The sequence below is a fragment of the Pilimelia anulata genome (genome assembly GCF_014647895.1).
Classification (GTDB): Bacteria; Actinomycetota; Actinomycetes; order Mycobacteriales; family Micromonosporaceae; genus Pilimelia; species Pilimelia anulata.
Genome location: NZ_BMQB01000002.1, coordinates 96,812 through 121,892, shown reverse-complemented (window position 1 = coordinate 121,892; position 25,081 = coordinate 96,812). Strand labels below are relative to the sequence as shown.

The window sequence follows — 25,081 nt, the reverse complement described above, 5'->3', positions numbered from 1 at the left end:
CCCGGCGTCCGGCGAGGAGGGGTGGCATGTCCGACGGTGGTGGCGGTGCCGGTGGTGGCGACGGCGGTGGCGGGGGTGGCGGCGGTGACGGCGGGGGCTGGTCGGACGGCGGCGGCTGGTCCGGCGGCCGCGGCCGAGGCGGCGGCGGGGGCGGCGGCGGCCGGGGCGGCGGGTCGTCCGGGTGCGCGCTGGTCCTGCTCGCGGTCCCGACCGTGGCCGGCGTCGGGGCGGCCCTGCTGGCGGCGCTGACCGACCTGCTCTGACGTGGTTCGCCCGGCTCCCTTTCCCCCGGCTCCCCGGTGCCGATGGGAGGGCCGGAGGACCGCGATGGAGAACGTCCCGGCGCACGCCGTGCGCCTGCTCGAAGAGGCGCAGACCGGCGGGGTGGCCGAGGTGCTGCCGCGCGCCGAGGAGCTGCTGCGCGCCCGGACGGGCGAGCTGGCCGACGGGCCCGCGGCGTACCACTTCGTGCGCGCTGTCTGTTTCGCGGTCCTGCACCGGCACCGCGAGGGGATCGCCGCGGGCGACCTGGTCGTGGCCGCCGCCGAGCGCGAGGGTGCCGCCGGCTGGCGGTCCTGCGGGCTGTCCCTGCGGGCCGAGCTGCGGCTGCGGCTGGGCGAGTGCGAGCTGGGCGAGTACGACGTCGACGCGGTCCTGCGCGACCTGGCCGCCGCCGAGGCGGCGCTGGGCGACGGGGAGCCCGACCCGGTCGTGGCCGGCAACGCGTACACCGGGGTGGCGCTCGGGTACCACCAGCTCCGGCTGTACGAGCTGGCGGAGCCGCAGTACCGGCGGGCGTACGAGGTGAGCACGGCGGCGCCGGTGGACACCGGGAACCCGTCGATGTGGCTGACCAACCTGGCGATGCTGCACCTGCAGTGGGCGCTGGAGCTGTACCAGATCGGCGAGCAGCCCGACGGCGACAAGCACGTCGCCGAGGCCCAGCGGTACGCCGAGCGGGCCGTCGCCGAGGCGGCCGGGCCGGCCGCGACCGGCTGGCGGCTGCGCGGCCTGGTGTACGCGGCCAGCGCCCGGGCCTTCGGCGACGACCCGGCGGGCGCGGCGGCGGACCTGGCCGGGCACCTGGCCGAGCTGGCCGCCCGGGAGGACGTGGCCGAGCTGGAGCTGAGCCAGCCGTGCCTGGCGGTCGCGCTGCACCGGTCGGGCCGCCCGGACGAGGCGATGGCGGTGCTGGACGAGGCGATCGCCTCGGTGCCGGAGGTGGAGTGGCTGACCCTGGCCACCGCGTACCGGACCCGGGCGGTGCTGCTGCGCGAGCAGGGCTCGCCGGGCGCGGCGGCCGGCCTGGCGTACGGCGACCGGCTGGCCGCGGCGCTGTGGCGGCAGCGGCAGCGGACGCTCCAGGCGGCGACCACGATGGTCTCGTACGAGACGCTGCGCGCCGAGCACGAGCGGATCGCCCGGGCCGCCGGCACCGACCCGCTGACCGGGGTGGCGAACCGGCGCGGCTTCGACGAGTTCGTCGACGCGCTGGTCGCGCAGCCCGCGGCGACGGCGCCGGCGCTGGCCGCGCTGGTGATCGACGTGGACAAGCTGAAGCTGATCAACGACGTCTCCGGGCACAACGCGGGCGACAGCGCGCTGCGCGCGATCGCCCGGGCGATCGCGGACTGCCTGCGCGACGGCGACGCGGTGGCCCGGCTGGGCGGGGACGAGTTCGCCGCGCTGCTGCCCGGTACCGACCCGGCGGTCGCCGCCGGGCTGGCGGCCCGGATGGTCGACACGGTCCGGGCGATCCCCGGCTGCCCGGCCACCCTCAGCGTGGGCGTGGCCGGCGGGCCGGCGCACCTGGTCCGGGAGACGCTGGAGCGGGCGGACCGGGCGATGTACGTGGCGAAGCGGGCCGGCGGCGACCGCGTCGCGCCGGCCACCTGACCCGCGGCGCCGGCCGGCGCTGGCGTCCGCGCTCGCGGTGGCGGCCGCCGGTTCGCGGTGGCAGCCGGGTTCGCGGTGGCAGCCGGATTCGCGGTGGCAGCCGGATTCGCGCGGTGGCAGTCGGATTCGCGGTGGCGGCGCCAGCCCGTGCCGCGGCGGTCCGGCGGTGATCCTGCTCACCGCGCGCGGGTGCGCTGCCGCACCCGGTGCCCGGCCCGGCAGGCGGCGGTCCCGGCGGCGGCGGCCGGCCGTTCACGGGCCGCGGCGACCGCCCGCCCGGCTCCGCGCGCAGCTCAACCCGGTCGACCGCCCACCGCCCGGCGGCGCCCCGCCGCGCCCGCTGTGAAACGGCGGCTTTCCGGCGGAAATCCGCTGATCACCTGAAAGTGGCGGCGCCGGCCGGGTTGATAGCCTGCGCAGCGGCGGGCGGCCCGGTGGTACTCGGGCGGCCCGGGGCCAGCGCCGGGGCGGCGCCGCCGGGGATCGCCGACCCGGCCCCGGCCCGGCCGCCCGGCCCCGCGTGCGGCGACCCGGGGCATCGCCACGCCCTCCACCACCCGGTGCCGGCCGATCCGTACCCGACACCATGGAGCCCTCGTGACCACCGCACCGCCGCCCATGCACCGCCGCCGCCGCGCGTTCGCCGGGGCGGCCCGCCCCGCCGGGCGGGGCGCGGCGTGAGCGCGGGGTTCGGCGTCGTGCCGATGACCGACCGGCACGCCGCGCCGGTCCTGGACATCTACCGGCTCGGCATCGCCACCGGGCAGGCGACCTTCGAGACCGCCGTACCGCCGTGGGCGGAGTTCAGCGCCCGCCGGCTGCCCGGGCACCGGTACGTGGCCGTCGACGGCGCCGCGGTGCTCGGCTGGGTGGCGTGCAGCCCGGTGTCCGACCGCGAGGTGTACGCCGGCGTGGTCGAGGACTCCGTCTACGTGCACCCCGACTCGTGGGGCCGCGGCGTCGGCCGGGCCCTGCTCGCGACGCTGGTCGCCTCCACCGAGGCCGCCGGGATCTGGACCATCCAGTCCGGCATCCTGCCCGAGAACGCGGCCAGCCTCGCCGTCCACGTCGCCTGCGGATTCCGCGTCGTCGGCAGCCGGGAACGGGTCGCCCGGCTCAACGGCGGCTGGCGCGACGTCCTGCTGCTGGAGCGGCGCAGCCCGGTCGTCCGCTGAAAATTTTCGCGCCCCGGGCGTAACCGGGGTGCCCCGCATCTCGTTCCGGGGCCCCACATGCGGTATTCATGGACTCCCATGCGTCACACGGCCCCCATCCGACCCGGCGGCCGGCAGCCACCGCGGGGCGCGCCACCGGCGCCGCCGCCCGGCCCGCCGGGGTCGGGTGACCGGTCCGCCCGACCGGTCGTACCCGGCCGCGGCCCGCTGCCCGACGCCCGGTCGGGACGCGGACGCGACACCGGCACGACCGCACCCCGACAGTCGCGGAAGCGAGGCTCGACCATGCTGCAGGACTCCCCCGGCGCACCCGCCGCCGGCGCGCCGGCCCGGCCAGCCCGGTGACCGCCGCGGCCCCCGCCCGACCGGACCGCCGGCTCGCCGGCCGGCTGCGCCGGTACTGGCGACCGCTGGCGGCCTGCGTGGCCATCGCCGTACTGCTCACGATCGCGCTGGGTGCGCTGCGGGCGCGCCCGTACGTCACCGGGATCGCCGGCGGCGCCGCGATGCCGGTGGACATCGCCGGTACCCGCGGCCTGTTCGACGCCGGGCCGCACCGGCTCGCCGTCACCTTCCGGGACGGCGACTACGAGCGGATGCTCGACGACTACTTCGACGACGGCGAGAAGGGGTACGTCGAGGCGGACCTGACGATCGACGGCACGCCGGTACCCAGCGTGGGCATCCGGCTGCGCGGCGCCGCGTCGCTGACCGACCTCACCCGGGCCGGTCGGCCGCGCCCGGAGCGGCCGGCGGGCGGCCGCCCCGACGGCCGCCCCGAGCCCGACGGGCGGGGGCCGGACGGGCGGGGGCCGGAGCGCTGGCCCGACCGCGACCGCTGGCCGGACCGCGGCGGGGGCGACGGGCCGTGGTCGGACGGGGACGAGGGGCCGTGGTGGGACCGCGAGGGGCGCGGCGACCGGCACCACGGCCGGGGCTGGCGCGACCGCGACGACCGGCCCGGCCGGGGGGATCGCGACGACCGGGGGGACCACGGTCCGCGGGATGACGGGGCGTGGGAGGACCGCGGGTCGCGTGCCGGCCGCGGGTCCGATGAGGGCCGATCCGACGAGGGCGGATCCGATGGTGGACGGTCCGGCGAGCGGCGGTCCGGCGAGGATCGGGCCGACGAGCACGGGCCGCAGGCCGGGTCGGTGGCCGGCGAGCGCGGGGCGCCCGAGGGGCGCGGTACCGGCGGACCGGGGCGCGGGGCCGACGCGGACCGGCGGGGTGGCGACACGGACCGGCGGGGTGGCGGCGGGCCGGCCGACGGTGGCGGCCGCGGGTCCGGCGAGCGGGATCCCGACCCGGACCGGGACCCGGACCGCGAGCCCGACCCGGACCGCGATCCCGACCGCGGCCGGGGCGATGGCCCGGACCGCGGCCGCGACGGCCCGTGGCCCGGCCCCCGGCCGGACCGCGACCGCCGCCCCGACCGGGGCGACAACCGGCCCGCCGGCGCGGCACCCACCGCGCCCGCCGGTACGCCGGTCGGGCCGGGCGTCGCGCCGCTGGCGACCGAGAAGCCGGAGACGCTCCCCTGGCTGATCCGGTTCGACGAGTTCGTGGCCGGGCGCCGGTACCAGGGCCTGCGCGAGATCGCCGTCCGCGTCGGCGGCCCGGCCGGGGTCACCGGGCTGAACGAGGCGCTCGCGCTGAACCTGCTCGCCGGCGCCGGCGAGCCGGCCCCGCGGTTCGCGTACGCCGGCTTCACCGTCAACGACCGCCCCGCCGCGGCCCGGCTCGTGGTGGAGCAGCCGGACACCGGCGTCGCGCAGCGGCTGACCGGCCCCGGCGTGCTGTACCGGGCCCTCGCCGACGGCCGCCCCGGCGCCCCGGCCGGCGACCGGAACGGGTACCGGCACGACCTCGCCCAGCTCACCGCCGACCGCGGCCACGACCTCAAGCCGGTGGCCGACCTGCTCCGCTGGGTGGAGCGGGCCCCGGACGCCGCGTTCGACCGCGAGCTGGGGCGGCGGGTGGACGTGCCGGCCCTGGCCCGGTACGTCGCCCTGCGCAACCTCCTGCTGGACCCCGGCCCGGCCGCGGACCCGGGCCGCCCCTACTACCTGTGGTACGACCTGCGCCGCAAGCTGTTCACCCCGCTCGCCCGCGACCACGACCTCGCGTTCGCCGACCCGGCCGACCGCGGCCCGTACGAGCGCGGCGGCCCGCCGACGGCGCCGCGGGCCGCGCGGCCCGGCCTGACCCAGCGGTTCCTGGCCCGCCCGGCGTTCCGGGCGGCGTACCGCACGGCGTACCGCGACCTGTACCGCCGCGTCTACGCCAGCGGCCGCGCGACGAAGGCGGCCGCGGACCTCGGCGCGGTCCTGGCGACGGTGCCGGGCGTGGACCGCGCGGCGGCCACCCGCGAGACCGAGCGCCTCCGCACCCTGACCCGCCAACGCACCCGCACCCTCGCCACCGACCCCCTGATCACCGACAAGCCCCGCTGACCCGCCCGGCGAACAAGAGATCCGGTACCGAAAACCGACCCACAAGGTCGCCGACCTCATTGATCATCGAGGTGAACCTGCCGGGAGGTTCACCATGGACGGAGTGACACGGGAGGTCGGTTCGGAGTGGGTGAGGCCGTGAGGGAGCGGGTGTTGGAGGTGGTGGTGTGCGGGGCCGGGCCGGCGCCGTACGTGGCCGCGCTGCTGGACCTCGCCGCCGCCGGCGGCTGGTCCGCCGCCGTCCTGGCCACGCCGAGCGGGCTGGCCCTCCTCGACGCCGCTGCCGACGCGGTCGCGCAGCGGACCGGCCGCCCGGTCCGGTCGGCGCACCGCACCCCCGGCGACCCCCGCCGCTCGACGCACCGGCCGGACGCGGTCATCGTCGCCCCGGCCACGTTCAACACCGTGAACAAGCTCGCCGCCGGCATCTGCGACACCTACGCCCTGGATGTGCTCGCCGAGCGGGTCGGCGCGGGCGTACCGGTGGTCGTCCTGCCGTTCCTGAACACCGCCCTGGCCGCCCGCGCGCCGCTGCGCACGGCCGTCGCCGCGCTGCGGGCCGAGGGGGTCACCGTCCTGCTGGGACCCGAGGGCAACCCGCCCCACCCGCCCGGTACCGGCGCCGACCGGATCGCCGCCTTCCCCCGGCATCTCGCCCTGGCCGCGGCGGCCGCCCGGACCCGCCGCTGACGACCGCGCGGGCCACCCCGAACCCGACGGGGCGTCGGGGGTTCGGCCGGCCTAGCCGACGGCGGGCAGGGTGAAGGTGATCGTGGTACCGGGGCCGGGGCGGTCCGCGACCCGGATCCGCCCGCCGTGCCGGTCCACGATCCGCTCGCAGGTCGACAGCCCGATGCCGTGCCCGTGCGCGGCGGTGCCGTCCACCCGGGCGAACATGTCGAAGATCCGGTCGCGGTGCTCCGGCGGGATGCCGATGCCGTTGTCGGCCACCGTGACCGTGTACCGGTCGCCGTCGGGCACCGCGGCGATCGCGACCCGGCAGGGGCGGGCCGGGTCGCGGTACTTGATCGCGTTGCCGACGAGGTTCTGCAGGAGCTGGCGCAGCAGCGTCGGGTCGCCGTCCACGGTGGGCAGCGGCGCGATCGTGAGTTCGGTACCGCTGTCGGCGATGGCGGTGCGCAGGTCGAGCTGCACCTGCTCCAGGATCTCGGCGAGGTCGGTGGGCTGCGGCCGGTACGGCGCGTTGCCCGCCCTGGCGTACGACAGCAGGGCCTCGATGAGCCGGCGCATCCGCATGGTGGCGCTCAGCGCCTTCTCGATCCACGCCGTCGACTGCTCGTCCAGGTCGGCCTCGTGCACGTCCGCGATCAGTTCCAGGTACCCGGACACCACCCCCAGCGGCGCGACCAGGTCGTGGCTGACCACGCCCGCGAACTGCTCCAGCTCGGTGTTGGACCGGCGCAGCTCGGCGACGGTGGCGGCGAGCTGCTCGCCGCGCTCGGCCAGCTCGGCGTGGGCGCGCTCCAGGGCGCGGCGGTGCGTCCGGTCGGCGGTCACGTCGTGCAGCGCGACCACCGCGCCGAGCGGCGTGCCGTCGCGCGCCGTCAGCGGCCGCCCGGTGGCGGTGACCTGCCGGTCGTCGACCCCGGTACGGCGGACGATCAGCTCGCTGGCGTCGAACCCGCCGCTGTGCAGCGCGCGGTGCAGCGGCGCCCGGTCGGGCGGCAGCGGGGTGGCGCCGTCGGCGGCCAGCAGCGTGTACCGGTCGGCGGCCGGCTCGGCCTCGGCGGCGGCCATGCCCAGCCACTCGCGGGCGGCCCGGTTGAACAGCCGGGACCGGCCGCGCTGGTCGGCGGCGACGACGGCCACGTCGATGGCCTCCAGCACGGTGTCGGTGAACTTCTTGCTGCGCTCGGCCTGGATGGCCAGCTCCGCGTTGATCCGGCTCTGCCGGCGCCGCTCGAACAGGGCCAGGATGACCCCGGCGAGGTCCTGGAGGCGGGCGATCTGCGCGTTGTCGAGCACGCCCGGTACGACGTCGAAGACGCACAGCGAACCCAGCGCGTGCCCCTCCGGCGTGACCAGCGGGGCCGAGGCGTAGAAGCGGACGTTGCCGAGCGCGCCGGTGACCCACGGGTTCGGCGCGTAGGTGGGGTCGAGGCTGGCGTCCGGTATGTAGGTGAATTTGCCCGTCTCGAACCGGATCGCGCACATCGAGTCGGAGCGGGCCGAGTCGCAGCCCGCGAAGCCGGTGGTGGTGAGCTGACACTGCCGGTGCTCGTCGATGAGGTTCAGCGTCGCGGTGGGCACGCCGGCGACCATCGCCGCCACCCGGACGACGGCCTCCAGCTCGTCGTCGGCGGGGGCGTCGAGCAGCCGGTACTCGTGCAGGGCGGCGAGCCGCCGCTGCTCGTGCAGGACGGCGTCCGAGACGACCGAGAGACTCATGGGCCCCCCTTTCGGCCGGTGGCGCGCCGATCCGACCTATTGCACCAGCGCCGGCGGCCCCGCCGCAGCCGGACGGCGAACCGGACGAACCGGACGCCATGTCGGGGTCCGGTCGTATGCTCGCGCGGGACCGCCCCCGGCCGGGGGCGGCCGACGGAGGGGGCCGGATGCCGAGGCTGCGCGCGCACAACATCTCGATCTCGCTCGACGGGTACGTCGCCGGGCCGCGCCAGGGGCCCGACCACCCGCTCGGCGTGGGCGGGGAGCCGCTGCACGAGTGGGCGTACGCCACCCGCACCTTCCGCCGGATGATCGGCGCCACCGGCGGCGAGGCCGGTACGGACGACGGGTTCATGGCCGCCGGCGACATCGGCATCGGGGCGACGATCATGGGCCGCAACATGTTCGGGCCGGTCCGGGGCGGCTGGGGCGACGGCGCCTGGCGGGGCTGGTGGGGCGACGAGCCGCCGTACCGGCACCCGGTGTTCGTCCTCACCCACCACGCGCGGCCGCCGCTGGTGATGGCCGGCGGGACCACGTTCCACTTCGTGACCGAGGGGATCGAGGCGGCACTGGAGCGGGCGGTCGAGGCCGCGGACGGGGCCGACGTCCGGCTGGGCGGCGGGGCGGCGGCACTCCAGCAGTACCTGACCGCCGGGCTGCTGGACGAGCTGCACCTGGTCGTCGTGCCGATCCTGCTCGGGGGCGGGGCGCGGCTGTTCGACGGGTTCGGGGAGGGAGAGCCGGCGGGGTACGCGGCGACGGAGGTCGCGCCCTCGGCGGCGGTGACGCACGTGCGGCTGGCCAGGTCGAACGCCGCGACCTGACCCGGCCGACGCCGGGCCGGCCGCGGCAGGCGGGCGGGGCGAGTGCCGCGTCGGGCGGGCGGTGGGCTCACAGAAGGGGCACAGCGTCCCTACAGTGGCCTGCTGGGGGCGGGCCGCACAGTCGGTGGGGAGATCAGTTACCACCGAAGGAGCGCCCGATGCCCAGCACCGACCCGGCCCAGCCCGCCGACCGCCAGCCCGCCGCGCCGGGCCCCGACTCCCCACCGGCCGCACCGGCGCCGGCCGCGCCGCGGGCGGCGGACGCGACCCGGACCGGCCCGCCTCCCGCGGCTCCGGTGGACGCGGCGCAGCCGGACGCGCCCCGAGCGGGCGCGGCCCAAGCCGGTGGGCTCGGCGCGCCGAGCGGCCCGGTGCCGGCCGGGCCGGGCCACGCGCGCGGGCCGGGTGGTGCCGCCGGATCGGGTGCAGCGTTCGGGCGGGGTGGTCGGCGGCGGTGGCGGCGGCCGGGGCGGCCCGTGGTGGTCGCCTTCCTCGTCGGGCTGCTCGTCGCGGCCGTCCTGTGCGGCGGCGCCGGGTTGACCACCGGGCTGCTCATCGGCCAGCACGGCGGCCGCGGCGGCCCGGTCGCGGTCGACGGCGACCGGGGCGGGCGCGGCGGTCCCGGACGCTGGGGCGGCGGCGCGGACGGCGACGGCCGGGGCGGGCGCGGCACGGGCGGCGGACCCGGCGGCGGGGGCGGCGCGAGCGGGATGGACGGCGGCCAGCGCGGTGCCGGCGCCCCCGGCCCGCCGGGCGCACCGGGCGGCAGGCCGAACGGATCCGGCGACGCGCCGGGCGGGGCGGGCACCACCGGCAACGGCGCCGGCGGTACCGGCACGCAGGGCGGGCCCGGCGGCCCGCCGCAGGGCGGCGCGGGCGCGGCCCCGGCCCCGACCGGCACCGCCGCACCCCCCACGACCACCGGCTGACCCCGCCGGGCGCCCCGCCACCAGCACCGAACCGCCGTCACCCGCCGACCACGGGTGCACCCGGCGGGGCGGGGGCGGGGGGTGCCGGTTTTCGATACATTCGGTGACGGATCCACAGGTCCAGCACAGTGAACCGACAGCCTGCCCGTACCCGCGGGCGCGACGATCGGACCATGACGGTGACGACTTCCGAGCCCCGCCCCCAGCTCCTCCGGCCCGACGGCAGCCCCGTCCGGGTGCTGGTCGTGGACGACGAGGCCACGCTGTCCGAGCTGCTGTCGATGGCGCTGCGGTACGAGGGGTGGGAGACCGAGACCGCCGGCGACGGGGCCGGCGCGGTCCGGGCGGGCCGGTCGTTCCGGCCGGACGCCGTCGTCCTCGACGTCATGCTGCCGGACATGGACGGCCTGGAGGTGCTGCGCCGGCTGCGCAGCGAGCACCCGGACCTGCCGGTGCTGTTCCTCACCGCGAAGGACTCGGTCGAGGACCGGATCGCCGGGATCACGGCGGGCGGCGACGACTACGTGACCAAGCCGTTCAGCCTGGAGGAGGTCGTGGCGCGGCTGCGCGGGCTGATCCGGCGGGCCGGCCGCGGGGCGATGGCGGCCGACGCGCCGCTCACCGTCGGTGACCTGACGCTGGACGAGGAGAGCCACGAGGTGCGCCGGTCCGGCGAGGAGATCAACCTGACGGCGACGGAGTTCGAGCTGCTGCGGTACCTCATGCGCAATCCGCGCCGGGTGCTCAGCAAGGCGCAGATCCTGGACCGGGTGTGGAACTACGACTTCGGCGGCCAGGCCAACGTCGTCGAGCTGTACATCTCGTACCTGCGCAAGAAGATCGACGCCGGCCGCAAGCCCATGATCCACACGATGCGCGGGGCCGGTTATGTCCTCAAACCCGCCGACTGACCCGCCCGGCGCCACCCCACCCGGCGCCGGCCCGACCGGCACCGCCCCGACCGGTACCGCGACCAGCGCCGGCCCGACCGGTACCCCGACCGGCGTCGGCCGGACCGCTACCGCCGGGGCGGACGGGGGCACCGCGGACGCGGTGCGGCGCGGCCGCTGGCGGCGCCCGCGGTCGCTGCGCAGCAAGCTGGTCGCGCTGCTGACCGCGCTGCTCGCCCTGGCCTGCCTCTCGGTGGCCGGGGTCACCGAGGTCATCCTGCACCGGGTGCTGTACCAGCAGATGGACGCCCAGCTCCTCGGCGCCGCCGGCCGGGCCAACGACGCGTTCTCCGGGCGCGGCCCGGGCGGGCCCGGCGGGGATGCCGACCCGGCCCGGCCGCGGCCGGAGTTCCGGGTGCCGCCGGGCGCGCCGGTGGGCACGCTGGCCGCGCGGCTGATCGGCGGCACCCCGGACGCGGCGCTGATCGTGGGCGAGAACGGCGAGTCCGTCGACGTGACCGGCCAGCTCGGCGGCCGCCTGCGGGCGGTGCCGGTGGACGAGCAGCCGCGGACGTACACGTTCGCCGGGCGGGGCGACTACCGGGTGCTGGCCCACCGCGGGCGCAACGGCGACGTCCTGATCACCGGGCTGTCGCTGGCCAACGCGCAGGAGACGCTGATCCGGGTGGCGGTGGCCGGCGGGGCGTTCTCGCTGTCGGCGCTGCTGCTGGCGGGGCTGGTGGGGGCGTACACGATCCGGCGCGAGCTGCGGCCGCTGGACCGGGTGGCCGCGACGGCGGCCCGGGTGACCGAGCTGCGGCTGGCCCGCGGCGAGGTGTCGCTGCCGGTCCGGGTGGCGGCGCGGGACACCGACCCGGGGACCGAGGCGGGCCAGGTCGGGGCGGCGCTGAACCGGCTGCTCGACCACGTCGGCGACGCGCTGCGGGCGCGGCACGCGAGCGAGACCCGGGTCCGGCAGTTCGTCGCGGACGCCAGCCACGAGCTGCGCACGCCGCTGGCGGCGATCCGGGGTTACGCCGAGCTGGCCCAGCGCGAGCCGGCGCCGGTACCGGAGCGGATCGAGCACGCGCTGCGCCGGGTGGACGCCGAGTCCCGCCGGATGACGACGCTGGTCGAGGACCTGCTGCTGCTGGCCCGGCTGGACGCCGGCCGCCCGCTGGCGATGGAGCCGGTGGACCTGCGGCTGCTCGCCGTGGACACGGTCAGCGACGCGCACGCGGCCGGGCCGCGGCACGACTGGCAGCTCGACCTGCCCGAGACGCCGGTGGTGGTGACCGGCGACCCGCAGCGGCTGCACCAGGTGCTCGCCAACCTGCTGACCAACGCCCGCACGCACACCCCCGAGGGGACCAGGGTCACGGTCGCCGTCGGCGCGGCCGTCGGGCACGCCGAGATCACCGTGACCGACGCCGGGCCGGGGATCGACCCGGCGATCCTGGCACACGTGTTCGAGCGGTTCGCCCGCGGGGACAGCTCGCGGTCGCGCGCGGCCGGCAGCACCGGCCTGGGGCTGTCGATCGTCGCGGCGGTGGTGGGCGCGCTGGGCGGCACGGTGGCGGTGGCGAGCGTACCGGGGCGGACGGCGTTCACGGTCCGCCTGCCGCTGACCGACGCCGACCACCCCGACGCGGACGCCGACCCCGACGCCGACCACCCCGACCCCGACAGCGGGTCCGACGGCGGGTCCGACGACGCCGGCGCGCCCGCGGGCACCGGGCACGGCACCCCGACCCGGCGGTGACCCGGCCGCTCCGCCGCCCGGCGCTCCCGCCGGCTCCACCTCTCCCGGCAGCCGGCGCGCCGTGATCACCCGGGCTTGACACGTGACCAAATGGTCACCTATTTTGATCAGCGATGGAGGACGACGACCGGGTGTTCAAGGCACTCGCCGACCGGACCCGCCGCTTCCTGCTCGACCTGCTCTTCGCGCGCGACGGCCGCACGCTGACCGAGCTGGAGTCCGAGTTGGAGATGACGCGGTTCGGGGTGATGAAGCACCTGCGGGTGCTGGAGGAGGCGGGGCTCATCACCACGCGCCGGTCGGGCCGGGAGAAGTTGCACCACCTCAACGCGGTCCCGATCCGGCTGATCCACGACCGGTGGATCGACAAGTACACCGCGCCGCACGTGGCCGCCCTGGCCGCGCTCAAGCAGACCCTGGAGGAACAACCATGACCGTGCAGGTACACCGCGTCTACATCCGCACCACGCCCGAGCGCCTGTGGGAAGCGATCACGTCCGAGGAGTGGGGCGCGAGGTACGGCTACGGCGGCCACGTCTCCTACGACCTGCGGGCCGGCGGCGCGTACCGGGTGCGGGCCTCGGAGGAGATGAAGAAGTCCGCGGTGGAGCAGGGCTTCGACATCCCCGAGATCATCGTCGACGGCGAGGTGCTGGAGGCCGACCCGCCGCGCAAGCTGGTCCAGACCTGGCGGATGCTGATGGACCCGACCGCGGCGGCCGAGGGCTTCACCACGCTGACGTACGAGATCGTCGGCCAGGCCAACGGCGTCTGCAAGCTGACGCTCACCCACGAGCTGGCGAACGCGCCGTCGGTCGCCGCGATGACCGCCGGCGACGGCGACGCCGAGGCCGGCGGCGGCGGGTGGCCGTGGGTGCTCAGCGACCTCAAGACGCTGCTGGAGACCGGCGGCAACATCAGCCGCTGAGCAGCGCGACACCGGGCCCCGGCGGTACTCGCGACCGCCGGGGCCCGGCCGCGCCCGGGCAGCCCCGGCGAACGCCCCGCGAGCCGCGGCGGCAGGACGGGAAGGAGCGCCTACTCCCCCGGCTCCAGCACCTCGCGGACCTTGCGCAGCAGCGCCGGCGCCACCACCGGCTTCTGCAGGAACGCCGCCCGCTCGTCCAGGTCCCCGTGGTGGGTGATCGTCCGGTCGGGGTACCCGGACAGGAACAGCACCCGCAGCTCCGGCCGGTGCTCGGCCGCCGCCGCGGCGAGCTGCGGCCCGCTCATCCCCGGCATGACCACGTCGGTGACCAGCAGGTCGACCGGCACCTCGCCGGCCCGCAGCAGGTCCAGCGCGGCGGCCGGCCCCGCGGCCTCGGTGACCGTGTAGCCGTTCTCGCCGAGGATCCGGTGCAGCAGCGCCCGCACCTGCGGCTCGTCCTCGACCAGCAGCACCGACTCGCGCCCGCCGGCGGCGGCCGGGTCGGCCGGGGCGGGCGGGGCGGGCCGCTCGTGGGTGCGCGGCAGGTAGACCTTGACCGTCGTACCGCGGCCCGGCTCGCTGTAGATCCACACGTTGCCGCGGCTCTGCTTGACGATGCCGAACACCGTGGACAGGCCCAGCCCGGTCCCCTTGCCGACCTCCTTGGTGGTGAAGAAGGGGTCGAAGACCCGGCGCAGGGTGGCGGTATCCATGCCGGTGCCGGTGTCGGTGACGGCGATCATCACGTACGGGCCGGGCGAGACGTCGACGTGGTGGGCGGCGTACTCGTCGTCCAGGTCGACGTTGGCGGTCTCGACGGTGATCCGGCCGCCGCGCGGCATCGCGTCCCGCGAGTTGACGATCAGGTTGAGGATCACCTGCTCCAACCGGCCGGCGTCGGCCTTGACCGCCCACAGCGCGGACCCGCGCAGGACGTCCAGCTCGACGTCCTCGCCGATCAGCCGGCGGACGATCGGCAGCAGCCGGCCCAGCACGGCGTTGACGTCGAGGACGACGCTGGCGAGCACCTGCTTGCGGCTGAACGCGAGCAACTGCCCGGTCAGCTCGGCCGCCCGCTCGGCGGCCTGGCGGATCGTGCGCAGCTCCTCCAGATCCCCGGCCGCGCCGGTCTCCAGCAGCAGGTCGGTGTACCCGAGGATGACCGAGAGCAGGTTGTTGAAGTCGTGTGCGACGCCGCCGGCCAGGCTGCCGATGGCCTCCATCTTCTGCGCCTGGCGCAGCCGCTCCTCGGCCCGCCGCCGCTCGGCCTCGCGGTATTCCAGGTCGTCGAGCAGGACGTTGAGCGCGACCGCGAACCGGGTCTCGACGTCGGTGACGGTCGGCTCGGCGGGGAGCTGCACCCGGGCGGCGCCGTCGCCGACGGACGCGCGCGCCATCACGGCGAAGATGTCGTCGAACGTCGGCCCGCTCATCCGATCCCCGACCCGCGCAGCCACGCGCGGGCGCCGGCCTCGTCGCCGAACGTCCGCATGGGCACGCCGGTGCCGAGCCGGAACATCTCGGCGCCCACCCGGACCAGCGGCCCCAGGTGGAACAGCGCGATCCGCGCCTCGCGCCGGTGGGCCCGGAAGAAGGCGCCCCAGACGGCGCGGTACTCGGCGTCCATCGCGCGCAGCCCGGCGGCGTCGCCGAGCAGGCCGAACGGGGCGCCGTCGGCGCCGATCCAGGTGGCCAGCGCGCCGGCGAGCTTGGTGGCGTCGGCGCCGGTGGCCCGGCCGGCCGGGTCGGTGAACGTGATCGTGGCGATCCGCGCCGCCGGCTCCCAAGCCAGGCGCGCGCCCGGGCCGACCACTTCCCGCACAGCACCATCCTAGGTACGCCGGACCCGGCGGCGGGCCGCAAATCCACCGATGCGGCGACCCCGTCCGTACGGGGGTTTTGGGGGTTCAGGGGTTGGTTTCGACCGATTGTCTTGGTTGGTTGGGGAGGCGAGCGCCGATCCCCCGGCGCGGAAGGGCCCAGGTGCAGCATGCAGCCATTCACTCTGCCCGAGTTCTACACGCCGTACCCGGCGCGGCTGAACCCGCACCTCGCCGGGGCCCGCACGCACACGATGGCGTGGGCGCGCGAGATGGAGATGATCGACGTACCGCAGCACGGCACGGTCGTCTGGACCGAGGCCGACCTGGCGGCGCACGACTACGCGCTGCTCTGCGCGTACACCCACCCGGACGCCGGCGCGGCCGACCTGGACCTGGTCACCGACTGGTACGTCTGGGTGTTCTACTTCGACGACCACTTTCTGGAGCTGTTCAAGCGCAGCCGGGACCTCGCCGGCGCCCGCGCCCACCTGGACCGGCTGGCGCTGTTCATGCCGGCGGAGGGCGCGATCACCGAGGCGCCGACCAACCCGGTCGAGCGCGGCCTGGCCGACCTGTGGAACCGGACGGTGCCGTACCGGTCGGCGGACTGGCGCCGGCGGTTCATCGCCAGCACCGCGGCGCTGCTGGACGAGTCGCTGTGGGAGCTGGCCAACATCAACGCCGACCGGGTGTCGAACCCGATCGAGTACGTCGAGATGCGGCGCAAGGTCGGCGGCGCCCCCTGGTCGGCGAACCTGATCGAGCACGTCGCGCACGCCGAGGTGCCGGCGGCGATCGCCGCGACCCGGCCGATGGAGGTGCTGCGGGACACCTTCGCCGACGCCGTCCACCTGCGCAACGACCTGTTCTCGTACGAGCGGGAGGTGGGGCAGGAGGGCGAGCTGTCCAACGGCGTGCTGGTGTTCGAGCGGTTCCTGGGCTGCGCCACGCAGGAGGCGGCGGAGGCGGTGAACGACCTGCTCACCTCGCGGCTCCAGCAGTTCGAGCACACCGCGCTGACCGAGGTGCCGCTGCTGCTCGACGCGCACGGCGTCGACCCGGCCGGGCGGGCGGCGGTGCTGGCGTACGCCAAGGGGTTGCAGGACTGGCAGGCCGGCGGGCACGAGTGGCACCTGCGGTCCAGCCGGTACATGAACGCCGGCGCGGCCGGCGCCGCCGACCTCGGCACCTCGGCGCTGCGGATCGCCACCTCGCTGCTGCGCACCGCGCCGGGCCGGCTGCGCCGGCACGGCAGCGTGCCGTTCCGCCGGGTCGGGCCGGTGCCGGTCCCGGACTTCCGGATGCCGTACCCGGCGCGCACCTCCGGCCACCTCGCGGCGGCCCGGGAGAACGTGGTCGCCTGGGCGCACCGGGTCGGCATCCTGGCCGAGGGCGTGTGGAACGAGAAGATGCTGCGCGACATCGACCTGCCGCTGTGCGCGGCCGGCATCCACCCCGACGCCAGCGCCGAGGGGCTGGACCTCAGCTCGGGCTGGCTGGCCTGGGGCACGTACGCCGACGACTACTACCCGCTGGTGTTCAACCGGCGGGCCGACCTGGCCGGGGCGAAGGCGTGCAACGACCGGCTGCGGCTGTGCATGCCGCTGGCCGGCGAGCCGGTACCGGTGCCGGCCAACGGCCTGGAGCGCGGCCTGGCCGACCTGTGGGAGCGGACCGCGGGGCCGCTGCCGGCGGCCGACCGGGCGGCGTTCCGCCGGGCGGTCGAGACGATGCTCGACAGCTGGCTGTGGGAGCTGACCAACCAGGCGACCAACCGGGTGCCGGACCCGGTCGACTACATCGAGATGCGCCGGCGCACGTTCGGCTCCGACCTGACCATGAGCCTGTGCCGGCTGCGCCGCGGCGACGCGCTGCCGGCGGCGCTGTTCCGGGCCCGGCCGGTGCAGTCGCTGGAGAACGCGGCGCAGGACTGGGCGTGCCTGCTCAACGACGTGTACTCGTACCGCAAGGAGATCGAGTTCGAGGGTGAGCTGCACAACGCCGTCCTGGTGGTCGAGCACTTCCTGCGCTGCGGCCGGGACCGGGCGCTGGCGGTGGTGCACGACCTGATGGACGCCCGGCTGGCGCAGTTCGAGCTGATCGTGGACACCGAGCTGCCGCAGCTCGCCGCCGACCTCGGGCTGGCCGCCGCCGAGCGGGCGGCGCTGGACGCGTACGCCGCCGACCTGCAGAACTGGATGAGCGGCATCCTCGTCTGGCACCGGGACTGCCGCCGGTACGGGGCGGCGGACCTGCGCTACCCGACCCCGGTGCCGGTCAGCGCGGTCGCGCCCACCGGGCTCGGCACGGCGGCCGCCCGGCTGGTCCGGGCGGGCTGAGCCGGGCGGCGGGTGGGGCGCGCGCTCCGGCGCCCCACCCGCCGCGGGGCGGGCCGGCGTATTGACGCATCGACGCCGGCCTCATTAGCGTGGGCGGAATACCAGTGACGGCCATCACTGCGCGACACCCGCGACCCGCCCACCCCGCATCACGCCCCCGCAACCACCGACCCGCACCCCGACCCCGCCGCGCCCGCGCGCGTCCCACGGGGTCGGCGGCTGCGAGAGGAGCCACCACCCCCATGGCCAGAGCACTGCGCCTCGCCGGGCTCGCGCTCGGCGCGCTCGCCCTCACCGTCGCGGCGGCCCCGCCCGCCGCGGCCCACGACCTGCGGACCGAGGAGGGGCGCGCCGAGGCGCGCCGGATGCTCGCCGACTACACCCCGAGCTGGGCGGCCGCGAGCCGGCTGCGCGGCGCCGCGGTGCCGTGCACCGACGGCAAGGCCGCCGGGTACGCGTGCCGCAACGTCGACCTGCTCAGCGTCCTGCCGCTCACCGACATGGGCGGCGGGAGCAGCTCGTCGAGCATGTGGCACTGGGCGGACGCCGGCACCGGCAGGGAGTACATCCTGTTCTGCCGGTCCAACGGGGTCGCCTTCATCGACGTCACCGACCCGCTGAACCCGGTGTACGTCGGCAACCTGCCCTCGCACGAGGGCACCCAGAGTTCGTGGCGGGACGTGCGGGTGTACAAGGACACCGCGTACGTCGGCGCCGACGGCATCAAGACCCACGGCCTCCAGGTCTTCGACCTGAAGCGGCTGCGCGGCCTGACCGCCCCGCAGACCTTCGCCCCGGACCACCACTACGCCGAGATCGGCAACATCCACACGATCTCGATCGACGCCGACGCCGGCGTCCTGCACGCGGTCGGCTCGAACACCTGCGGCTCGGGCAACCACATGATCAGCCTGGCCGAGCCGCTGAGGCCGGTGAACCTCGGCTGCTACAGCGGCGACGGGTACGTGCACGAGAACATCCCGGAGAAGTACGCCGGCCCGGACTCCGAGCACGCCGGCAAGCACATCTCGTTCAACTACTCGGTGAAGAACTTCACCATCATCGACGTGACCGACCCGAAGTCGCCGAAGCTCATCGGCAAGGGCACGTACCCCGGCGCCAGCTACATCCACCAGGGCGACCGGACCCGGGACTGGAAGTACGTCGTGCAGAACGACGAGCTGATCACCACCGCGCCCGGCTCCCCGTCGTTCGTCTGGGACATCTCCGACCTGGACAACCCGAAGCTGGTCAAGACCGACCGCACCGGGGACCTCCAGGCGATCCGGCACAACGAGTACAACGTGGGCACCATGATGTACCAGGCCACGTACAAGGCGGGCCTGCGCATCCACGACGCGAGCAAGCTGCCCGACTCGTACGCCGAGCTGGGCTACTTCGACGTGTACCCGGCCGACGACAGCAGCGGCTTCGCCGGCACCTGGCAGATCAACCCGTTCCTGCGCAACGGCACCGTGGCCGTCAGCTCGATGGCCGGCGGCCTGTTCCTGGTCCGCCCGACCGGGGCGGCCCGCAATCCCGCGCAGTTCGCCGCGAACGCGCAGTTCGCCGAGAAGAAGTAGCACCGCGGCGGGCGCGGCCCGATCGAACCGGTCGGGCCGCGCCCGCGTGTGTGGTGTGGGAGGGAGCCCACGTGTCCACGACAACGGCGCCGAGTCTGCCGCCGTACGCGCGGGTGGCACTCGCGGTGGCGGCCCTGGTGACAGCCGGGTCGCTGACGTACGCATTCCAGTCGCGCGACAGCGGCGGGGCCGGCGCGTCCGCGCCCCGGCCGACCCCCTCCCCCACCCCGACGTACAACATGGACGGGCTGTCCGACGCGTACGACGGCTTCGTCATGCAGCCGGTGACCCTGCCGACGAAGCGGGGCACGACGAACGTGGCGTTCAAGCTGCTCGGCCCGGCCGGCACGCCGCACACCGAGTTCGAGACGGTGCACACCAAGTCGCTGCACCTGTTCGTCATCCGCGACGACCTGAGCCAGTACCAGCACCTGCACCCGACGCTGTCCGGCGGGGTGTGGCGGGTACCGGTGACGATCCGCGACGGCGGCCAGTACCGGCTGTACGCCGAGTTCGTGCCGAAGGGCCGCACCGGCGTCCCGCTGCCGGACCCGACGGTGACCGGCCTGCCGTTCGCCATCTACGGCCCGACCACCCCCGACCCGGTGCCGGCGCCGGTGGACGCGCAGACCTCCGGCGAGGTGACCGTGACCCGGACCGACGGCATCGCGAACCTGATCGTCGGCCAGCAGCGGGCGCTGCAGTTCCGGCTCACCGCCAACGGCGCCCCCGCGCAGTTGCAGAAGTACCTGGGGGCGGACGCGCACCTGGCGGTGTTCGAGGTGCGCACGGGCCGGCTGATGCACATGCACCCGCTGCCGGCCAACGCCAACGGCGACCCGCCCACCGACGGCGTGGTGAGCTTCCACCCGCTGTTCGGCGAGCGCGGGGACCAGCGGCTGTTCCTCCAGTTCCAGGTGGCCGGGAAGGTGCACCAGGTGGCGTTCACGCTGATGGTGGCCTGACCGGGTCGGCGGTGCGGACGGGCCGTTCGGGGCGTTGCCGCCGCCGGCGCCCCGGGCCGACACTTGGTGACATTCCGTAGTGATGGAGTCGCCAGTATGCCCAACCCCGCCGCCTTGGCCTGGAACGCCGCCCGGGTATTCGTCACCGCCTGTGAGACCGGTGCCCACTATGTCTGGCTCGTCGACCGGATCGCCGACGTGCTCGGACCGGAGTACCGGCGGGCGCTGATCCAGACCCGGCACCGCGTGGTGAACCCGCGCTGCTACGACGCCCGGCTGACCGAGGCCGACGCGTGGCGGATCCGGCTGGAGCGGGCGCTGGAGCGCCGGCCCGGCGCGGTCGCCGAGCTGCGCGAGCTGTTCATCCAGGCGGACGCCCGGCTGGCCGCGCACTCGGACCCGCACTGGCGCAGCGCCTGACCCGCCCCAGCGGCCCCGCTCGCCCCTCCCGCCCGGCCCGACCGCCGCGGCCGCTAAACATCCGATTATTAACGGCTATTTCGCCATCTCTCCGGCGAGTGCCGTCAATTTCGTGTTTCGGGCGAAGTGCCGTCGGGTAAAAGTCCGACCGGAACCCCGCCGGTTCGGCCCTGCCTGCACCCGATTTGTCCAGCCGGACGACAGCGACCATCGGCCATTCGGCGGAGACTCGGTAGTACGTATGACTGTGGGGAGGCAGCCATGCACGCTCTCGTCCGGCCCGCCGACGGGCCCGCACCGCAACGCCGGCTCGGCCTGCTCGGCGGGCTCACCGCCGCGGCCCTCGCCGTCAGCACGCTCGTCGCCCCGCCGGCCCCGGCCCGGGACGCGACGGTCGACGTGATCGTCCGGTACGACAGCCCGGCCGCCGCGCAGCGGGCGGTCGCCCGGGTCGGCGGCACCGTCGGCGCCCGGCTGGGCCTGATCGACGGCCTGGTCGCCGCCGTGCCCGCCACCGCGGTCGCCCGGCTGGCCACCCTCCCCGGCGTCCTCGCCGCGACCCCGGACGGGACCGTCCGGTTCAGCAGCGACGACGCCTGGTCGGCGGCCGGGGACGCCACCTCGATGACCAACGTCACCGAGGAGCTGGGCGCCCGCCGGGCCTGGCGGCAGGGCATCACCGGCCGCGGGGTCGGCGTCGCGCTGATCGACACCGGCGTGGTGCCCGTGCAGGGCCTGACCGGCGCCGGCAAGGTCGTGAACGGGCCGGACCTGTCGTTCGAGTCGCAGTCCGACGACCGCCGGTACCTCGACACCTTCGGCCACGGCACCCACCTCGCCGGGATCATCGCCGGCAACGACGGCACCGGCGTGCCGGGCGACGGCGACTTCGCCGGCGTGGCGCCGGGCGCCAAGCTGATCAACATCAAGGTCGGCAGCTACGACGGCGCCGCGGACGTCTCGCAGGTCATCGCCGCGATCGACTGGGTCGTCGCGCACCGCAACGACGACGACCTGAACATCCGCATCCTGAACCTGTCCTTCGGCACCGACTCCGGCCAGGACTACCGGCTCGACCCGCTGGCCTTCGCCGTGGACGCGGCGTGGCGGCACGGGATCGTCGTGGCCACCGCGGCCGGCAACGGCGGCGCGAGCGCCGACCTGACCATGCCGGCGCTCAACCCGCGGGTGCTCGCCGTCGGCGCGACCGACACCCTCGGCACGACCGCCCGGGGCGACGACCGGCTGGCCGCGTTCAGCGCCGCCGGCACCGGCGACCGGCTGGCGGACGTGCTGGCCGCCGGCAAGTCGATCGTCTCGCTGCGCGACCCGGGCTCGTTCCTGGACGAGCGGTACCCCGGCGGCGTGGTGGCCGGGCGGTTCTTCCGCGGCAGCGGCACCTCGCAGGCCACCGCGGTGCTCTCCGGGGCGGCGGCGCTGCTGCTCCAGCAGCGGCCGTACCTGACGCCGGACCAGGTCAAGCGGATCCTGATCACCAGCGGCGACAGCATCCAGCCGACCGAGAACGGCACCCGGTACCGGCAGATCGACGTGCGCGACGCGCTCCTCACGCTCACCCCGCTGCTGTACAACCAGCACTTCAGCGCGCCGAACCGGGCGACCGGGCTGGGCACGCTGGAGGGCGCGCGCGGCTCGTACCACGTACAGGACGGGCCGACCGGCGTCGCCCTCACGGGTGAACAGGACATTTTCGGGCAGAGCTGGAATCCGCAAGTCTGGACCGCCGCCGCCGACGACGGGTCAGCATGGACCGGTGGCCAGTGGAACGGCTCGAACTGGGCGGGCACCGGCTGGACCGGCAGCTCGTGGGCCGGCACCAGTTGGGGCGGCACCTCGTGGGGCGGCACGTCCTGGGGCGGTACGTCCTGGGGTGGCACCTCGTGGGGTGGCACGTCCTGGGGCGGCCGGAGCTGGGGCGGTACGTCCTGGGGCGGCACCTCCTGGGGTGGCACGTCGTGGGGCGGCACGTCCTGGGGCGGCACCTCGTGGGGTGGGCGCTCCTGGGGCAGCGCCTCCTGGGGCTGACCGGCCCGGCGCGCCGCGCCGGGGTGGCCGATGACCGCCCCGGGCGCGCGCCCGCGCGGGGGCCTCGGCCCCGATAGCCGCGTGGCCGCGCTGGGCATCGTGCTCGGTGCGGCCACTCTCGGCGTCCTCGGTCTGACGTATGCGATGCGCGGGCTGGTCGTCCCGGTGGACTACTGGCTGCCGGTGCTGATCGCGCTGTTCGCCGTCACCGAGGGCTTCGTCGTGCACCTGCGGGTGCGCCGGGGCAGCCACGGGATGAGCATCAGCGAGATCCCGCTGGTGCTGGCGCTGGTCCACCTCGACCCGCTGCTGGTGGTCGGGGCGCGGGTGGTCGGCGGCGGGCTGGGGCTGCTCCTTCTGCGCGGGCAGCGCGGGCTCAAGCTCGGCTTCAACCTGTCCCTGTGGAGCGTCCAGGCCAGCGTGGCGGCGCTGACGTTCGTCGGGCTGGGCGGCGCCGGCGTACCGCGGCGGTTCACCGACTGGCTCGCCATCTACGCCGCGGTCCTGCTCGCCGACACCGTCGCGGCGATCCTGGTCACCGCGGCGATCGCGCTGCACGACGACCCGGGCGAGTGGCGGCGGCTGCCGTCGGCGCTGCGCGGGGAGCCGTTCGTCCTGATCACCACGTCGCTGGGCATCGTCGCCGCGATCGGGGTGGCCCGGACGCCGTGGACGCTGGTGCTGCTCGGGGTCGTGTCGGTGGTGCTCTACCTGGCGTACCGGGCGTTCGTCACCCAGCAGCAGGGCCACGCCCGGGTGGACGAGCTGTACGCGTTCACCCGCGCCCTGGACGGCTCCGGCGACACCCGGGCGCTGATCCGGGTCGTGCTGGAGCAGGCCCGCGACCAGTTGCGCGCCGGCGAGGCCCAGCTCATCGTCCCCGCGCTGGCCGGGCACCCGGCCACCCGCACCCGGCTGACCAGCCGGGACCGGCAGATCGACACGCTGTTCGCGCACGCCCCGGTCGACGACTGGTGGGCCCCCGCGCTGGCCGGCGAGCCGGTGCTGTGGCGGGCCGAGCCGGGCGCGCTGGAGGGCCCGGACCTGCCGCCGCGCGACGGGCTGGCCGTACCGGTGCCGCTCGCCGACGAGACCGGCGTGCTGCTGGTCGCCGAGAGCATGCCGGACGTCGGCGGCTTCGACACCGAGCACCTGCGCCTCTTCGGCGCGCTGGCCAACCACGCCAGCGTCGCGCTGGCCCGGGCCCACCTCGTCGACCGGCTGCGCCGGGAGGCCGAGGAGAAGGAGCACCTGGCGCTGCACGACCCGCTGACCGGGCTGCCCAACCGGCAGCACTTCCAGGCGCTGCTGGACGAGTCGCTCGACGCCACCCGGCACGACGACCACGGGCCGGCGGTGCTGCTGCTGGACCTGGACCGGTTCAAGGAGGTCAACGAGGCGCTCGGCCACGAGACCGGCGACGCGGTGCTCCAGGAGGTCGCGGCCCGGCTGCAACAGTCGGTGGCCGACCGCGGCCAGGTCGCCCGGCTGGGCGGCGACGAGTACGCCGTCCTGCTGCGCCGGGTCCGGACCGTCGTCGAGGCGGTCAACCTGGGCAGCGACCTGGTCCGCGAGCTGGAGCGCCCGGTCCAGCGCGGCCCGCTGTCGCTGAGCGCGAGGGCCAGCATCGGCATCGCCGTCGCCCCGGACCACGGCACCGACGCGCAGACGCTGCTGCGCCGGGCGGACGTGGCGATGTACGCGGCGAAGACCGGGCACACGGCGCTGCGGGTGTACCTGCCGGCCGACGACCAGAACACCCCCGACCGGCTGGCCCTGATCACCGACCTGCGCGACGCCATCGACCGGCACGACCTGCTCGTGGTGTTCCAGCCCAAGCTGGACCCGCACACCGACACCGTGGTCGGCGCCGAGGCGCTGTGCCGGTGGCACCACCCGACGTTCGGCAACATCCCGCCGGACCAGTTCATCCCGCTGGCCGAGCACTCCGGGCTGATCCGGCCGCTGACGCTGCACGTGCTGGAGGCGGCGCTGCGCCGGTGCGCCGCCTGGCGGCGCGCCGGCCACGCGCTGCACGTCGCGGTGAACCTCTCCCCCAACAGCCTGCACGACCCGACGCTGCCCGAGGTCGTGCAGCGGCTGCTCGGCCAGACCGGGGTGCCGGCCGGCGCGCTCACCCTGGAGATCACCGAGAGCACGATCATGGCGAACCCGGCCGCCGCCGAGGCGGTGCTGGACCAGCTCCACCGGCTCGGGGTGCGGCTGTCCATCGACGACTTCGGGACCGGGTACTCCTCGCTCGGGCGGCTGCGCGAGCTGCCGCTGCACGAGGTGAAGATCGACCGGTCGTTCGTCCAGCGGGTCGCGGTGGACCACCGGGACCGGGCGGTGGTCCGCTCGGCGGTGCAGCTCGGGCACGCGCTGGGGCTGGAGGTCGTCGCCGAGGGGGTGGAGGACGGGGAGACGTACGCGTACCTCGTCCGCGAGGGGTGCAACGTGTTCCAGGGCTTCCTGATCTCCCGGCCGCTGCCGCCGGACGAGTTCGCCGGCTGGCTGGCCAGCCGCAGCGCCCCGAACGTCGTCCGCGGCCGGTTCAGCGCCTGACCCCGCGGCGGCGCCCGGCCCGGGGCGGCCCGGGGCGGCGGCCGCGGGGCGGGCGCACGCGGAACCGC

The 25,081-nt window shown here is 76.1% G+C and carries 20 protein-coding genes; 17 read left to right on the top strand and 3 right to left on the bottom strand.

Features of this window, described 5'->3' with window-relative positions; all coding sequences use genetic code 11:
* Nucleotides 1-26 precede the first annotated feature (26 nt).
* The 5 genes from IEY94_RS05340 to IEY94_RS05320 all read left to right on the top strand — a co-directional run bounded on the left by IEY94_RS05340 (nucleotide 27) and on the right by IEY94_RS05320 (nucleotide 6,217).
* A complete protein-coding gene (locus tag IEY94_RS05340) occupies nucleotides 27-263 on the top strand; it encodes a hypothetical protein (RefSeq protein WP_189168934.1) in 237 nt (78 codons plus the stop codon).
* A 64-nt stretch (nucleotides 264-327) separates the two neighbouring features.
* Nucleotides 328-1,896: a tetratricopeptide repeat-containing diguanylate cyclase gene (locus tag IEY94_RS05335; RefSeq protein ID WP_189168933.1), complete on the top strand. Its 1,569-nt coding sequence runs from the start codon at nucleotides 328-330 to the stop codon at nucleotides 1,894-1,896.
* Between the two features lie 704 nt (nucleotides 1,897-2,600).
* Nucleotides 2,601-3,071 carry a GNAT family N-acetyltransferase gene (locus IEY94_RS05330; RefSeq protein WP_189169338.1) on the top strand — a complete coding sequence of 157 codons (471 nt, stop codon included), beginning with the start codon at nucleotides 2,601-2,603 and terminating at the stop codon, nucleotides 3,069-3,071.
* A gap of 341 nt (nucleotides 3,072-3,412) precedes the next feature.
* Nucleotides 3,413-5,527, top strand: coding sequence for a CotH kinase family protein (locus tag IEY94_RS05325; protein WP_189168932.1), 2,115 nt, complete (start codon nucleotides 3,413-3,415; stop codon nucleotides 5,525-5,527).
* Between the two features lie 138 nt (nucleotides 5,528-5,665).
* Nucleotides 5,666-6,217 carry a flavoprotein gene (locus IEY94_RS05320; protein WP_229783347.1) on the top strand — a complete coding sequence of 184 codons (552 nt, stop codon included), beginning with the start codon at nucleotides 5,666-5,668 and terminating at the stop codon, nucleotides 6,215-6,217.
* A gap of 51 nt (nucleotides 6,218-6,268) precedes the next feature.
* Here IEY94_RS05320 and IEY94_RS05315 read toward each other — a convergent pair whose 3' ends face one another.
* The gene (locus tag IEY94_RS05315; RefSeq protein WP_189168930.1) at nucleotides 6,269-7,936 is read right to left on the bottom strand and encodes a sensor histidine kinase; all 1,668 of its coding nucleotides are present in this window, start codon (nucleotides 7,934-7,936) and stop codon (nucleotides 6,269-6,271) included.
* A gap of 167 nt (nucleotides 7,937-8,103) precedes the next feature.
* Between IEY94_RS05315 and IEY94_RS05310 the strand changes: the two genes are divergently transcribed.
* The 6 genes from IEY94_RS05310 to IEY94_RS05285 all read left to right on the top strand — a co-directional run bounded on the left by IEY94_RS05310 (nucleotide 8,104) and on the right by IEY94_RS05285 (nucleotide 13,272).
* Nucleotides 8,104-8,763 carry a dihydrofolate reductase family protein gene (locus IEY94_RS05310; protein WP_189168929.1) on the top strand — a complete coding sequence of 220 codons (660 nt, stop codon included), beginning with the start codon at nucleotides 8,104-8,106 and terminating at the stop codon, nucleotides 8,761-8,763.
* A gap of 158 nt (nucleotides 8,764-8,921) precedes the next feature.
* Nucleotides 8,922-9,692: a hypothetical protein gene (locus IEY94_RS05305; protein WP_189168928.1), complete on the top strand. Its 771-nt coding sequence runs from the start codon at nucleotides 8,922-8,924 to the stop codon at nucleotides 9,690-9,692.
* A 173-nt stretch (nucleotides 9,693-9,865) separates the two neighbouring features.
* The gene (locus tag IEY94_RS05300; RefSeq protein ID WP_189168927.1) at nucleotides 9,866-10,603 is read left to right on the top strand and encodes a response regulator transcription factor; all 738 of its coding nucleotides are present in this window, start codon (nucleotides 9,866-9,868) and stop codon (nucleotides 10,601-10,603) included.
* Nucleotides 10,581-12,344 carry a sensor histidine kinase gene (locus tag IEY94_RS05295; RefSeq protein ID WP_189168926.1) on the top strand — a complete coding sequence of 588 codons (1,764 nt, stop codon included), beginning with the start codon at nucleotides 10,581-10,583 and terminating at the stop codon, nucleotides 12,342-12,344. Before IEY94_RS05300 ends, IEY94_RS05295 begins: the two co-directional genes overlap by 23 nt.
* Nucleotides 12,345-12,457: 113 nt before the next feature.
* Nucleotides 12,458-12,778 carry an ArsR/SmtB family transcription factor gene (locus IEY94_RS05290; protein ID WP_189168925.1) on the top strand — a complete coding sequence of 107 codons (321 nt, stop codon included), beginning with the start codon at nucleotides 12,458-12,460 and terminating at the stop codon, nucleotides 12,776-12,778.
* Nucleotides 12,775-13,272, top strand: coding sequence for an SRPBCC domain-containing protein (locus IEY94_RS05285; protein WP_189168924.1), 498 nt, complete (start codon nucleotides 12,775-12,777; stop codon nucleotides 13,270-13,272). Before IEY94_RS05290 ends, IEY94_RS05285 begins: the two co-directional genes overlap by 4 nt.
* Nucleotides 13,273-13,382: 110 nt before the next feature.
* Here the strand turns inward: IEY94_RS05285 and IEY94_RS05280 are convergent, their stop codons facing one another.
* Nucleotides 13,383-14,705, bottom strand: a complete 1,323-nt coding sequence (locus tag IEY94_RS05280) for an ATP-binding protein (RefSeq protein WP_189168923.1) — start codon at nucleotides 14,703-14,705, stop codon at nucleotides 13,383-13,385.
* A complete protein-coding gene (locus IEY94_RS05275) occupies nucleotides 14,702-15,094 on the bottom strand; it encodes an STAS/SEC14 domain-containing protein (RefSeq protein ID WP_189168922.1) in 393 nt (130 codons plus the stop codon). The genes IEY94_RS05280 and IEY94_RS05275 overlap by 4 nt, the downstream gene beginning before the upstream one ends.
* Before the next feature lie 168 nt (nucleotides 15,095-15,262).
* Here IEY94_RS05275 and IEY94_RS05270 point away from each other — a divergent pair, with 168 nt between their 5' ends.
* The 6 genes from IEY94_RS05270 (at nucleotide 15,263) to IEY94_RS05245 (ending at nucleotide 25,013) form a co-directional block, all read left to right on the top strand.
* Nucleotides 15,263-17,434, top strand: coding sequence for a terpene synthase family protein (locus IEY94_RS05270; protein WP_189168921.1), 2,172 nt, complete (start codon nucleotides 15,263-15,265; stop codon nucleotides 17,432-17,434).
* Between the two features lie 242 nt (nucleotides 17,435-17,676).
* A complete protein-coding gene (locus IEY94_RS05265; RefSeq protein WP_189168920.1) occupies nucleotides 17,677-19,017 on the top strand; it encodes a choice-of-anchor B family protein in 1,341 nt (446 codons plus the stop codon).
* 71 nt (nucleotides 19,018-19,088) lie between these two features.
* A complete protein-coding gene (locus IEY94_RS05260; protein WP_229783346.1) occupies nucleotides 19,089-19,982 on the top strand; it encodes a DUF8832 domain-containing protein in 894 nt (297 codons plus the stop codon).
* 96 nt (nucleotides 19,983-20,078) lie between these two features.
* Nucleotides 20,079-20,402 (top strand): hypothetical protein, encoded by a 324-nt coding sequence (locus IEY94_RS05255; RefSeq protein ID WP_189168919.1) that lies wholly within the window; start codon nucleotides 20,079-20,081, stop codon nucleotides 20,400-20,402.
* Nucleotides 20,403-20,663: 261 nt separating this feature from the next.
* Entirely contained in the window at nucleotides 20,664-22,448 is a 1,785-nt protein-coding gene (locus IEY94_RS05250; protein ID WP_189168918.1) for a S8 family serine peptidase, read from the top strand.
* Nucleotides 22,449-22,529: 81 nt separating this feature from the next.
* Nucleotides 22,530-25,013, top strand: coding sequence for a putative bifunctional diguanylate cyclase/phosphodiesterase (locus IEY94_RS05245; protein WP_189168917.1), 2,484 nt, complete (start codon nucleotides 22,530-22,532; stop codon nucleotides 25,011-25,013).
* The last annotated feature ends 68 nt before the right edge of the window (nucleotides 25,014-25,081 follow it).